10 protein-coding genes and 1 pseudogene are annotated in these 12,807 nt (G+C 73.4%); 8 read left to right on the top strand and 3 right to left on the bottom strand.

What is annotated here, in order from left to right; all coding sequences use genetic code 11:
* Positions 1-59: 59 nt before the first annotated feature.
* Together ACFVHV_RS26380 and ACFVHV_RS26375 are read right to left on the bottom strand one after the other, a co-directional pair.
* The gene (locus tag ACFVHV_RS26380) at positions 60-1,433 is read right to left on the bottom strand and encodes an MFS transporter (RefSeq protein WP_380353979.1); all 1,374 of its coding nucleotides are present in this window, start codon (positions 1,431-1,433) and stop codon (positions 60-62) included.
* A gap of 406 nt (positions 1,434-1,839) precedes the next feature.
* Positions 1,840-3,324, bottom strand: a complete 1,485-nt coding sequence (locus ACFVHV_RS26375; protein ID WP_380353977.1) for a potassium/proton antiporter — start codon at positions 3,322-3,324, stop codon at positions 1,840-1,842.
* Between the two features lie 239 nt (positions 3,325-3,563).
* Between ACFVHV_RS26375 and ACFVHV_RS26370 the strand changes: the two genes are divergently transcribed.
* On the top strand, positions 3,564-6,284 hold the full coding sequence (locus ACFVHV_RS26370) for a penicillin acylase family protein (protein ID WP_359899800.1): 2,721 nt from the start codon (positions 3,564-3,566) through the stop codon (positions 6,282-6,284).
* 63 nt (positions 6,285-6,347) lie between these two features.
* Here the strand turns inward: ACFVHV_RS26370 and ACFVHV_RS26365 are convergent, their stop codons facing one another.
* Entirely contained in the window at positions 6,348-6,938 is a 591-nt protein-coding gene (locus tag ACFVHV_RS26365; RefSeq protein WP_380353975.1) for a 5-formyltetrahydrofolate cyclo-ligase, read from the bottom strand.
* Positions 6,939-7,001: 63 nt separating this feature from the next.
* Here ACFVHV_RS26365 and ACFVHV_RS26360 point away from each other — a divergent pair, with 63 nt between their 5' ends.
* From ACFVHV_RS26360 to ACFVHV_RS26330, 7 genes and pseudogenes are all read left to right on the top strand, one after another.
* On the top strand, positions 7,002-7,937 hold the full coding sequence (locus ACFVHV_RS26360; RefSeq protein ID WP_359899796.1) for a GGDEF domain-containing protein: 936 nt from the start codon (positions 7,002-7,004) through the stop codon (positions 7,935-7,937).
* A 50-nt stretch (positions 7,938-7,987) separates the two neighbouring features.
* A complete protein-coding gene (gene galU / locus ACFVHV_RS26355; protein WP_359899794.1) occupies positions 7,988-8,908 on the top strand; it encodes a UTP--glucose-1-phosphate uridylyltransferase GalU in 921 nt (306 codons plus the stop codon).
* Positions 8,909-8,942: 34 nt separating this feature from the next.
* The gene (gene glp / locus ACFVHV_RS26350; protein ID WP_359899792.1) at positions 8,943-10,280 is read left to right on the top strand and encodes a gephyrin-like molybdotransferase Glp; all 1,338 of its coding nucleotides are present in this window, start codon (positions 8,943-8,945) and stop codon (positions 10,278-10,280) included.
* 127 nt (positions 10,281-10,407) lie between these two features.
* A complete protein-coding gene (gene moaC, locus ACFVHV_RS26345; protein ID WP_380354026.1) occupies positions 10,408-10,848 on the top strand; it encodes a cyclic pyranopterin monophosphate synthase MoaC in 441 nt (146 codons plus the stop codon).
* Positions 10,845-11,393: a MogA/MoaB family molybdenum cofactor biosynthesis protein gene (locus tag ACFVHV_RS26340; protein WP_359899788.1), complete on the top strand. Its 549-nt coding sequence runs from the start codon at positions 10,845-10,847 to the stop codon at positions 11,391-11,393. Before moaC ends, ACFVHV_RS26340 begins: the two co-directional genes overlap by 4 nt.
* Positions 11,390-12,016: a GNAT family protein gene (locus tag ACFVHV_RS26335; protein ID WP_359899884.1), complete on the top strand. Its 627-nt coding sequence runs from the start codon at positions 11,390-11,392 to the stop codon at positions 12,014-12,016. Before ACFVHV_RS26340 ends, ACFVHV_RS26335 begins: the two co-directional genes overlap by 4 nt.
* A 150-nt stretch (positions 12,017-12,166) precedes the next feature.
* Positions 12,167-12,807, top strand: a pseudogene (locus ACFVHV_RS26330) (hypothetical protein); the annotation flags it as partial.

Here is a 12,807-nt window from a genome sequence, read left to right as displayed (position 1 = left end):
ATCAGTCCAGCGACTCCGGTGTGAGATGGGCCGGGCCCGGCCACCGGACCGCCTCCCGCTCAGCCCTTGGCCGCGCCCACCAGCCGTCCGGCACCGCCGTGCTCCGCCGGGACGTCGCCCGAACCCCGGGCCGGAGCGGTGCCCGCGACGGCCGCCCCGGGTCCCGGTGCCACCAGCAGGTGCCGCAGCGAGAGCAGCACGATCAGCCCCAGTCCGGCCCCGGCCACCGGCACCAGGAACCCGGTCGAGGGCCCGTGCCCGTCGACAAGCCGGCCCGCCGCCATCGAGCCGACGGCCAGCCCCAGCCCGATCGCGCCGGTCAGCCAGGTGAAGGCCTCCGTCTTGGCCCCGTCCGCGACCAGCGTCTCGACCAGGGTGTAGCCGCTGATCAGGGTCGGCGCGATGGCCAGTCCGCAGACCAGCCCGGCGACGGTCAGCGCGACCAGGTTGGGCATCGCCCACAGCACCGAGCAGCCCAGCACCAGCAGGGTGTAGCTGATCAGCATCCGCTGCTGCACCGGCCGCCGCCAGGCGATCACGCCGTACAGCACGCCGGCCAGCATCGAGCCGCCGGCGAAGATCCCGTACACGGTGCCGCCGGCGTCGTGCTGCCCGACCGAGTCGGCGAAGGCGTTCACCGACACCTGCATGCCGCCGAACACCGCGCCGACCCCGAGGAAGGTCCCGGCCAGCAGGCGGACGCCGGGGGAGGCGAGCGCCGAGGCGCGCTTGGTGCCGGGCTGCGGCACGATCCGGGCCGGGGCGGTGCGCCGCTGGGCGGCGAAGGCCAGGCCGCCGACGAGGGTCAGCGCGGCCTCGGCGACCAGGGCGGTGGCCGGGTTGGCGAGGGCGGCGATGCCGGAGGCCAGGATCGGGCCGATCACGAAGGTGAACTCGTCCGTCACGGACTCGAAGGCGAAGGCGGTGCTCACCCGGGCCGCGGAGGCGTCGGAGGCGCCGTCCGCGGTGAACGTGGCCACCCAGCGGGCCCGGACCATCGCGCCGACCTGCGGAACGCTCGCACCGGCCGGGACGGCGGCCAGGAACAGGCTCCAGGCGGGCGCGTGACCGAGCGCGAGCGCGATCAGCGCGCCGACCGCGGCCGCGTGCACCAGGACGGTCGGGACGAGCACCGCGGCCTGGCCGTAGCGGTCCGCGAGCCGCCCGGTCTGCGGCCCGACCAGGGCCTGGGCGACGGCGGCGACCGCGGTGACCGTACCGGCGGTGCCGTACGAGCCGTGGGTCCGGGTGACGAGCAGCAGGATGCCCATGCTGAGCATCGCGTACGGCAGCCGCGCGACGAGGGCGGGGGACAGGAACGTCCAGGCCCCGGGCGTGCGCAGCAGCTCGCCGTACCCGACGCGGGCGGGGGCCGGAGCTGCGGGGGTGGCCGCGTGGTCCGCGGCGGTGTCGACCGTTCGGCGCGCCGTCACGGTCGGTCCTTCCTGCTGCCTGGTAGCGCGGCAGGGCATGGTGTGGCCCCGACGGCGCCGAGAGTCGTCCTCTCGCGCGTCGACCGGGGTAGATACCGGGCCGGTCCGGCGTGGTGGCCGGGAGCCGGACCGCGGCCGCCGAGCGGTCGCGCCAACTCTGCGTCAGGCAGAAATTGGGGGTGGTCTAGCGGTGGTTATACGGATGATCGAACCATCGTATCAGTTACGCGCGTAGATACCCTCGGCCGACCCTCGGCCGACCCTCGGCCGACCCAGGCCCCTCCGGCCTGCCCCAGCCGTGACGGGCCGGAGGAGCCGGGCGGGCCGGGCGAGCCGGAGCGGCCGTGACGGCCCGCCCCAGCCGGTTTCGAGCAGTGAAGGGGCCGAGCCGAGCCGACCCCCGCGCTCACCGCCCGTTCAGCCACCCCGCGAGCTTGCCGCCCTTGTCCACGGCCCGCAGCCGCCGCTCCGCCGCCTCGCCGACCTCGTCCGTGGTGACCACCAGCAGTTCGTCCCCGCCGCGCAGCACCGTCGCCTTGTCCGGCACGAAGGAGTTCCCCTCCCGCACGACCAGGGTGACAGCGGCCCCCTTGGGCAGCCGCAGTTCGCTGATCTCCACGCCCGACATCTTCGAGGTGGGGGAGAGCGCGACCGACAGCAGGTGCCCGTGCAGCTTCTCCAGCGGGGCGGACTCGATGCCCAGGTCCTGGCCCATGTCGCCCTCGTCGATCCGCAGCCGCTTGGCCACCCACGGCAGGGTCGGCCCCTGGAGGAGGGTGAAGACGACGACGAGGATGAAGACGATGTTGAAGACGTCCTCGGCCCGGTGCGCGCCGGACACCACCGGGATGGTGGCCAGCACGATGGGCACCGCCCCGCGCAGTCCGGCCCAGCTCAGCAGCGCCTGCTCGCGGGCCGGCACCTTGAACGGGGTGAGCGAGACCATCACCGACAGCGGTCGTGCCAGGAACACCAGCACTCCGCCGATCACCAGCGCGGGCACCACCGCGTCGCCCATGGTCTCGGGCGTGACGAGCAGCCCGAGCAGCACGAACATGCCGATCTGCCCGATCCATGCCAGTCCGTCGGCGAAGCCCCGGACGGCGGGGCCGTGCGGCAGCTTGGAGTTCCCGAGTATCACCGCGCTGATGTAGACGGCGAGGAAGCCGGAGCCGTGCAGCAGCGCGCCGCCGGCGTACGCGAGCACGGTGAGCGCCATCACGGCGATCGGGTAGAGGCCCGAGGAGGGCAGTGCGACGTGCTTGAGCCCGTAGGAGCCCATCTTTCCGACGGCGAGGCCCACCGCGGCGCCGATCGCCAGTTCGGCGGCGATCGTGCCGATCAGGACGTACCAGGTGTCCAGTTCCCCGGTGGTGGCGAAGGCGACGACCAGGATGACCACGGGCGCGTCGTTGAAGCCGGACTCGGCCTCCAGCAGGCCGGTGAGCCGGTGCGGCAGCGGGACCATCCGCAGCACGGAGAAGACGGCGGCCGCGTCGGTCGAGGAGACGATGGCGCCCAGCAGCAGTGAGGTGCGCCAGTCCAGGCCGACCAGCCAGTGCGCGCCGGCGGCGGTGGCGAAGACACTGATGCCGACGCCGACGGTGGCGAGCACGGTCGCGGCCGGCATGACCGGCTTGATCTCCCGCCAGCTGGTCTTGAGGCCGCCCTCGGCGAGGATCACCACGAGTGCCGCGTAGCCGAGCACCTGGGTGAGCTCGGCGTTGTTGAACGTGACGCCGATCCCGTTCTGTCCCAGCGCCACGCCGATCCCGAGATAGATCAGCAGGCTGGGCAGCCCTGATCGGGTGGAGAGGCGGACGGCGCCCACCGCGAACAGCAGGATCACGGAGGACTCAAGCAGGAGCTGGTTCAGATGGGAGACGTTCACGCAGGGGCACCTCGGGCAGGCATGGGCGGGCGGGGTGTCTGGTGGTGCTGTGGGGTGACCCGTTAAGAAGTCGTCAATGCTCCTCTTGCGGATCGTTACGCAGTCTAACATTTTGCCATATCTTTAGCTTGGTCCCCCGTTCACGGTGCCCGGCCGACTCGGCCTAATGTGGTGCCCTGTCACGGCCGCAGGCCCTGGACACGCCCGCCCGCCCCGAAGTCAGGACCGCAAGGACCCAGATGCCCCGCTCGAAGAAGTTCCGGCGCGCCCGTCTGATCGTGATCGTGCTGGTCGTGCTGCTGGTGGCCGGCACCGGCTACGGCGGCTACCGCGGGGTCTCCGCGGTCCGCGCCTCCTTCCCGGAGGTCGACGGCAGCGTCAAGGTGCCGGGCCTGAGCGCGCCCGTCGACGTCAAGCGGGACGCCAACGGCATCCCGCAGCTGTACGCCGACACCGACGAGGACCTTTTCCGTGCCCAGGGCTACGTCCAGGCGCAGGACCGTTTCTGGGAGATGGACGTCCGCCGGCACATCACGGCCGGCCGGCTCTCCGAGATGTTCGGCGACGGCCAGGTCGACACCGACGCGTTCATCCGCACCATGGGCTGGCGGCAGGTGGCGCAGAAGGAGTTCGACACCAAGCTGTCGCCGGAGACCAAGAAGCACCTCCAGGCCTACTCGGACGGCGTGAACGCGTGGCTCGCCGAGCACCCCGGCGGCGCGAAGGCCTCGCTGGAGTACGGCCTGCTCGGCGTCGTCAACGGCGGCTACCGGCCCGAGCAGTGGTCCCCGGTCGACTCGGTGGCCTGGCTCAAGGCGATGGCCTGGAACCTCTCCGGGAACCTCCAGGAGGAGATCGACCGCTCGCTGCTGGCCCAGGACTTCGGCCCCGACAAGATCGCCGAGCTGTACCCGGACTATCCGTACGCCCGCAACGGCACCATCGTGAAGACCGGCGCCGTGACCGGCGACAACTACCGTCCCGCCGACGGCTCCCCGCTGTCCGGGACGGCCGCCGGAACGGCCGCCACCGCCCAGGGCGCGGCGGCCACCAAGGCGATGCTGCAGGGCCTGACCGACCGGGTCGACTCGATGCCGCAGCTGCTCGGCCGCCCCGGCCAGGGCATCGGCTCCAACTCCTGGGTGGTCGCCGGCTCGCACACCACCACCGGCAAGCCGCTGCTGGCCAACGACCCGCACCTCGGCCCCGGCCTGCCCTCGGTCTGGTACCAGATGGGCCTGCACTGCCGGACCGCCTCCCCGGCCTGCCAGTTCGACGTCTCCGGCTTCACCTTCGCGGGCATGCCCGGCGTGATCATCGGACACAACAAGGACATCGCCTGGGGCTTCACCAACCTCGGCGCCGACGTCACCGACCTCTACCTGGAGAAGGTCACCGGCCCGGAGACCTACCAGGTGGACGGCAAGGACGTGAAGTTCGACCTCCGCAAGGAGACCATCAAGGTCGCCGGCGGGGAGGACCGCACCATCACCGTCCGCACCACCCAGACCGGCGCCCCGCTGATCTCCGACCAGAGCAGCGAGCAGCAGAACGTCGGCAAGTACGCACCCAACGGCCAGTCCGCCCCGGACCGCGGCACCAGCGGCTACGGCGTCGCCCTGCAGTGGACGGCGCTCAGCCCCGGCAAGACCATGGACGCCGTCTTCGAACTGGACAAGGCGAAGAACTGGGACGAGTTCCGCGCCGCCGCCAAGGACTTCACCGTCCCCGCGCAGAACCTGATCTACGCCGACGCCAAGAACATCGGCTACCAGGCCCCGGGCAGCATCCCGGTCCGCGGCAAGGGCGACGGCACCCTCCCCTCGCCGGGCTGGGACTCCGCGTACCAGTGGAAGGACCCGATCCCCTTCACCGCGCTGCCCTGGAGCCTCAACCCCTCGGCCGGCTACATCGTCACCGCCAACCAGGCCGTGGTGGACCCGAGCTACAAGTACAACCTGACCAAGGACTGGGAGTACGGCACCCGCGCCAAGGAGATCACCGACCAGATCGAGGGCCTGCTCAAGAACAACGGCAAGATCTCGCCGGACGACATGCAGACCCTCCAGCTGGACAACACCAGCGTGATGGCCAAGACGCTCGTCCCGCTGCTGCTCAAGCAGCCGATCAGCGACCCGTACGTGCGCGAGGCCCAGGACCTGCTGAAGGACTGGAACTTCCACCAGGACGCCGACTCGGCCGCCGCCGCCTACTACAACGGCGTCTGGCGCCAGCTGCTGATCCTGGCCTTCGGCCAGAAGTTCCCGGCCGACCTGCGGGCCAAGGACAACTGCCTGCTGGTCCGCCAGCAGGACGACCCGACCAAGCCGGACAGCTCCACCAAGATCGTCACCGAGTGCGGCACCCGCGAGCCGGGCAAGGCCCAGCCGGACGGCGGCGACCGCTGGACCGAGGTGGTCCGCCAGCAGCTGGAGAAGCCCGACAGCTCGTGGTGGACGTACATCGACGACCAGCACAAGGAGCAGAAGGGCCTGAACAACCTGCTCCAGGAGGCGATGAAGAACGCCCGCCAGGAGCTGACCTCGCTGCTCAGCAAGGACGTCTCCACCTGGAGCTGGGGCCGCCTGCACAAGCTGGAGCTGCGCGAGCAGACCCTCGGCACCGACAACTCCTCGATCGCCTCCGGCGCGGTGCACAAGCTGCTCAACCGCGGCCCGTACCGGCTCTCCGGCGGCTCGGCGGCGGTCGACGCGGCCGGCTGGAACGCGGCGGCCGGCTACCAGGTGGACTGGATCCCGTCGATGCGCATGGTGGTCGACCTGAACGACCTCGACTCCTCGCGCTGGATCAACGTCGGCGGCGCCTCCGGCCACGCCTTCCACGACAACTACAACGACCAGACCGACCTCTGGCTCAAGGGCAAGCTGCTGACCTGGTCCTACTCGCCCGACGCGGTCGAGAAGGCCACCAAGCACAAGCTGGTCCTCACCACCGGCTGACGCCCGGGCGGCCCGGCCACCGGCGGCCCCGTTCCCCCCGAGGGAGCGGGGCCGCCGCCGTTCTCACCCCAGCCTGCGCACCCCCGAGGGCAGCACCGCCAGGTCCACCGGCCGGTCGTGCGGCTCGGCCGGCACCCGCTCCAGCAGCTCGTGCTCGTACAGCAGCACCGCCAGCACCGGCCGCGCGCCCGCCCGCGCCAGCCGGGCCAGCACCCGGTCGTAGCTGCCGCCGCCCCGGCCCAGCCGCAGCCCGGAGCGGTCCACCGCCAGGCCCGGCAGCAGCACCACCGCGGCCCCCGTCACCGCCTGCGGCCCGAGCCGCGGGCCGACCGGCTCCAGCAGCCCGCGTCCGGCCGGGGCCAGCGCGTCGGGCCCCGCGTACTCGGCCCAGTCCAGGTCGTTGTCCGCCAGCAGCACCGGCAGCAGCACCCGCACCCCGCGCGCCCGCAGCGCGTCCAGCAGCGGCCGCGTCCCGGGCTCGGCGCCCACCGAGACGTAGGCGGCCACCGTGGCGCCCGCGGCGGCCAGCTCCCCGGCGTGCGCGGCCAGCGCGCCGGCGGCCTCCGCGCGCTCCTCGGCGGCCAGTTCGCGCCGTTGCGTCAACAGCCGTGTCCTGAGGCCGCTCTTCTCGTTGGGCATCCGATCCTCGTTCATCCGATCCTCCTGGCCTGCGCACCGTCGACGCGCAGAGCCTGACACGCGAAAGGGCACCCCCCATTGACCACCCCGCTGCTGGTCCAGGCCCTGGCCGCACTGAGCGTCCCCGCACTGGCCGGCGCCACCGCCCTCGGACTGCGCGGACGGCGGGAGCGGGCCGGGGCCGCCGCCGGGGCCCAGCGGCTGCGCGGGCGGATCGCCGAACTGGAGGAGCGCTGCGCCGAGCTGGAGCGCACCGCCTCCTGCGACCCGCTCACCGGTGTGTGGAACTACCGCCACCTCCAGCTCACCCTGGACCGGGAGATCGAACGGGCCCGCCGCGCCGAGCACACCGAGCAGGCCGACGGCCCGCGCCCGCTCGCCGTGCTGATGCTGGCCATCACCGGCTTCGACGCGGTCGTCGCCGAGCACGGCCGGGGCCGGGCGGGCGCGGTGCTGCGCGACCTCGCCCAGCGGCTCGCGATGGAGATCCGCCGGGCCGACACCCTCGGCCGCTACGGCGGCGAGGAGTTCCTGGTGGTGCTGCCGGACACCGGGGCCGAGGGCGCCGCGCAGGTCGCCGAGCGGCTGGTCTGGTCGGTCCGCCGGCACCTGCTGCTGGACTGGTCCTCCGGCCCGCGCGAGTCCCGCCAAGCCGCCGGCAACGGCCTGACCGCCGCCGCCGGCATCGCCGTGCTGCCCGAGGACGGCACCCACGCGGCCGTCCTGCTGCGCGCCGCCGACTCCGCGCTCGCCGCGGCCCGGGCGGCCGGCGGCGACTGCTGGCGGCTCTCGTCCCGGCAACTCGGGGAACCCGACCGCCCGGGAACCGATGGCCCCCGAACCGACCGTTCCGAGCAGGCCGGTTGCCCGTCCGATCACGGACCGGATGCCGAACGTGACCGTTCGGGAAAGGCGGGTAGTCTGTCGGCCTGTGTCGGCCGGGACCCCCTCGCCCAGCCGGTCGCGACCCATACGCCAGCCACTGTGGCCGGGCCCCGCGACGTGCTGTCCTAGCCGCCGCCTGCGCTCGGCCGGGCGAAAACGTGCCTGAGTAAGGTAAACGCATGACGACGACCAACTCCCGAGTTCCGGTAACCAAGGCCGTGGTACCCGCGGCCGGACTGGGCACCCGCTTCCTCCCGGCGACCAAGGCCACCCCGAAGGAGATGCTCCCGGTCGTCGACAAGCCGGCGATCCAGTACGTCGTGGAGGAGGCCTCCGCCGCGGGCCTGTCCGACATACTGATGGTCACCGGCCGCAACAAGCGCGCCCTGGAGGACCACTTCGACCGCGCCTACGAGCTGGAGGAGCTGCTGGTCCGCAAGGGCGACGAGCAGCGCCTGGCCCGGGTGCGCGAGTCCGTCGAGCTGGCCAACATGCACTACGTCCGCCAGGGCGACCCGAAGGGCCTCGGCCACGCCGTCTCGGTCGCCGAGCAGCACGTCGCCGGCCAGCCCTTCGCCGTCCTGCTCGGCGACGACCTGATCGACCCGCGCGACCCGCTGCTCTCCCGGATGATCGAGGTGCAGCAGCAGCTCGGCGGCTCGGTCGTCGCCCTGATGGAGGTCGACCCCTCCCAGATCCACCTCTACGGCTGCGCCGCCGTCAAGGCGAACGGCTTCGGCGAGGACGTCTTCCAGGTGACCGACCTGGTCGAGAAGCCCGAGCCCGGCGAGGCCCCGTCCGCCTACGCCGTGATCGGCCGCTACGTCCTCGACCCGCTGGTCTTCGACGTGCTGCGGGAGACCCCGCCCGGCCGCGGCGGCGAGATCCAGCTGACCGACGCCCTGCGCGAGCTGACCAACCGCGAGGCCGCGGACGGCGGCCAGGTGCACGGCGTGCTCTTCAAGGGCCGTCGCTACGACACCGGCGACCGCGCCGACTACCTGCGCGCTATCGTCCGTCTGGCCGCCGAACGCGAGGACCTGGGCCCGGAGTTCCGCTCCTGGCTGCGGGAGTTCGTCGGCTCCGAGATGCAGGCCTGACGCAGGACCGACCACGACAGAGAGCGAGCCGCCGATGACCGGGTCCACCGAGCCCAGCACCACGCCCAGCGCCTGCTGCGACGCCGGAGCGGACCCGGCCCCGGCGGCCCCCCGCCTCTGGACGGTGGACGAGCACCTCGCCGACGTGCTGGCCGCGGTCGGCCCGCTGCCCGCGATCGAGCTCCAGCTGCTCGACGCCCAGGGCTGCCGGCTCGACGAGGACGTGATCGCCGACGGCGACCTGCCGCCCTTCGACAACAGCTCGATGGACGGTTACGCGGTCCGCACCGCCGACACCGAGGGCGCCACCGACACCTACCCGTCGGTGCTCTCGGTGGTCGGCGACATCGCGGCCGGCGCCGACGAACTGCCCAGGGTCGGCCCCGGCCAGGCCGCCCGGATCATGACCGGAGCCCCGCTGCCGCCCGGCGCCCGGGCCGTCGCCCCGGTCGAGTGGACCGACGGCGGCACCGGCACCGGGGTGGCCGCCGCCGCGATGACCGCGCCGGTCCCGGACGAGGAGGTCCGGGTCCTGCGCCCGGTCGCCGAGGGCGCGCACATCCGCCGCCGCGGCAGCGACGTCACGGCCGGCACCCGGGTGCTGGAGGCCGGCACCCGGCTCGGTCCCGCCCAGCTCGGCCTGCTCGCCGCGATCGGCCGGCCCACCGTGAAGGTCCGCCCGCGGCCCCGGGTCGTGGTGCTGTCCACCGGCAGCGAGCTGGTCCAGCCCGGCGAGCCGGTCGGCCCCGGGCAGATCGCCGACTCCAACAGCTTCACCCTCACCGCGGCCGCCCAGGAGGCCGGCGCCATCGCCTACCGGGTCGGCGCCGTCCCGGACGAGGCCGAGCGGCTGCGCGCCGTCCTGGAGGACCAGCTCGGCCGGGCCGACCTGATCGTCACCAGCGGCGGGGTCAGCGTCGGCGCGTACGACGTGGTCAAGGAGGTCTTCGAGTCCTACGGGGGCGTCGACTTCCGGCGCCTGCGGATGCAGCCCGGCAAGCCGCAGGGCTTCGGCCGGATCGGCGGCGCGGCCGGGGTGCCGCTGCTCGCCCTGCCCGGCAACCCGGTGAGCGCCTACATCTCCTTCGAGCTCTTCGTCCGTCCGGTCATCCGCACCATGCTCGGCGCCGCGCAGGTGCACCGCCCGGTCGTCCGCGCGCTCTGCCCGGCGGCGCTGCGCTCCCCGGCGGGCCGGCGGCAGTTCCTGCGCGGCCGCTACTCGGCGGCGGACGGCACGGTGGAGCCGGTGGGCGGCGCAGGGTCGCACCTGGTCGGCGCGCTGGCCCGGGCGAACTGCCTGATCACCGTCCCCGAGGACACCACCGCGCTGCCGGCCGGCAGCGAGGTGGACGTGGTGTTGCTGGACTCCTGATCGGCTCCCCGGACCGGGGAACGGTACGGTAGCGCGGTATTCGACCTGCGCGCCCCTGGAGTTCCCCGTGACGACACCTCCCCCCGGCGACCGCCTCACCCACGTCGACGACCAGGGCGCCGCCCGGATGGTCGACGTCTCCGAGAAGGCCACCACCGCGCGCACCGCGGTGGCGGCCGGCCGGGTGCGGGTCTCCCCGCGGGTGGTCGAGCTGCTGCGCGGCGAGGGCGTGCCCAAGGGCGACGCCCTCGCGGTGGCCCGGATCGCCGGGATCATGGGCGCCAAGAAGACCCCGGACCTGATCCCGCTCTGCCACCCGATCGCGGTCTCCGGCGTCAAGGTCGACCTCGCCGTCGCGGACGACGCGGTCGAGATCACCGCCACCGTGCGGACCGCCGACCGCACCGGCGTCGAGATGGAGGCGCTGACCGCCGTCGCGGTGGCCGGGCTGACCGTCGTCGACATGGTCAAGGCGGTGGACAAGGGTGCCACGATCGAGTCCGTCCGGGTGCTGAGCAAGACCGGCGGCAAGAGCGGCGACTGGTTCGCGCCGGAGGTGGACGCGTGACGGCGCCGGCCGGCGCGGTGCCCGCCGGGAGGGCGCTGGCCGTCACGGTGTCCAACCGGGCCTCGGCCGGGGTCTACGCGGACCGCGGCGGCCCGCTGCTGGTGGCCGGCCTGACCGCGATGGGCTTCACCGCCGACGGCCCCCGGGTCGTCCCGGACGGCGAGCCGGTGGAGGCCGTGCTGCGGGAGGCCGTCGCGGCCGGTTACGACGTGGTGCTGACCACCGGCGGCACCGGCATCTCGCCGATGGACCTCACCCCCGAGATGACCGCCCGGGTGATCGACCGGGCGGTCCCCGGCATCGCCGAGGCCATCCGTGCGTACGGCCGGGAGAAGGTGCCGACCTCGGCGCTCTCCCGCGGGCTCGCCGGGCTCGCCGGACGTACCCTGATCGTCAACCTGCCGGGCTCGACCGGCGGCGTCAGGGACGGCCTGGCCGTCCTGGAGCCGCTGCTCGCCCACGCCGTCGACCAGCTCGGCGGCGGGGACCACCCCCGGCCCGACGCCCCAGCGACCGGGGCTCCAGCATCCAGGAGCGGGCACTGAACGCCGGCTGGCCGGTAGAACTCCACGAGGGGGACGTCGTGCTGCGCCCCATCCGGGCGCGCGACCAGCGCGAGTGGCAGGAGGTGAGCCGCCGCAACCGGGACTGGCTGCGCCGCTGGGAGGCCACCGTGCCGCCCGGCCCGGCGGGTCGGGTGAGCGGCCCCCGGCCGACGTACCGGCAGATGGTCCGCTTCCTGCGCGGCGAGGCCTCGGCCGGCCGGATGCTGCCCTTCGTCGTGCTCCACAAGGGCCGCCTGGTCGGCCAGTTGACCGTCGGCGGGATCACCTGGGGCTCGATGTGCTCGGCGAACATCGGGTACTGGGTGGACGAGGACGTGGCCGGCCGCGGCATCATCCCGACCGCCGTGGCGCTTTCGGTGAACCACTGCTTCCGTACGCTCGGGCTGCACCGGATCGAGGTCTGCATCCGCCCGGAGAACGTCCCGAGCCGGCGCGTGGTGGAAAAGCTCGGCTTCCGCTCGGAGGGAATCCGGCCGCGCTATCTCCACATCGACGGCGACTGGCGCGACCACCTCGTCTACGCGCTGACCGACGAGGAGGTCCCGGAGGGGATGCTGGAGCGCTGGCGGGCGCTCAGTTCCGGGCGCGAGCGCAGTAATTGAATACATGTTCGAAAGAAATATCGATATGGCATCGGAGGGGCACCGGACCCCCACAAATAGCGGCAAAATAGTCGGAGAATCAGCTTGATCACACGACACGCCGCGCCAAATTGCTGCCAGGCCTTCCCCGGCGCCCGTACGGTGTGAATCGTGAGCAGTAGCGGCCTTATCTACGCCGTCATCGTAGGGGCCTGGGCCGCCTATCTGGTGCCGATGTGGCTCCGCAGGCAGGACGAACTCAACGAGGCGCGCCCGACGGAACGCTTCAGCACCGCCATCCGCCTGCTGGCCGGGCGTTCGGGGCTGGAACGGCGGGCGGCCCGGGCCCTGGGCGACGAACCGCGTGACGGCGAACAGAGCGACGACGGTCCTCCCGAACGGGACGGGACCTCCTCCGGCGACCCCGCGCGGGAGCCCGAACCCCCGGTGCGGCGCCCGGCCGAACGGCCGGCCCCCGAGCCGCGGGCCGGCACCGAACGCCGGGCGCGGCTGCTGGCCCGCCGGCGCCGGATGGTCACCGCCCTCTTCTTCTCCTTCGCGCTCGGCGCGGTGGTCGCCGCGGTGGCCGGACTGGCCTTCCTCTGGGTCCCGGCGGTCCCGGCGGTCCTCCTCACCGTGTACATCGGCCACCTGCGCAAGCTGGAGCGCCAGCGGTACGAGGTGAAGCTCGACCGGGTCCGGGCCGCCCAGGCGGCCGAGCGGCTGCGCAAGCGCGAGCAGCAGCGCGCCGAGGCCGCGGCGCCCGGCGCCGCCCCGGCCGAGGCCCCCGCCGCCGCGGAGCCCGCCCCGGC

Source organism: Kitasatospora sp. NPDC127116, assembly GCF_042677365.1.
GTDB lineage: Bacteria > Actinomycetota > Actinomycetes > Streptomycetales > Streptomycetaceae > Kitasatospora > Kitasatospora lactacystinica.
This window is presented reverse-complemented; position numbering and strand designations above follow the sequence as displayed.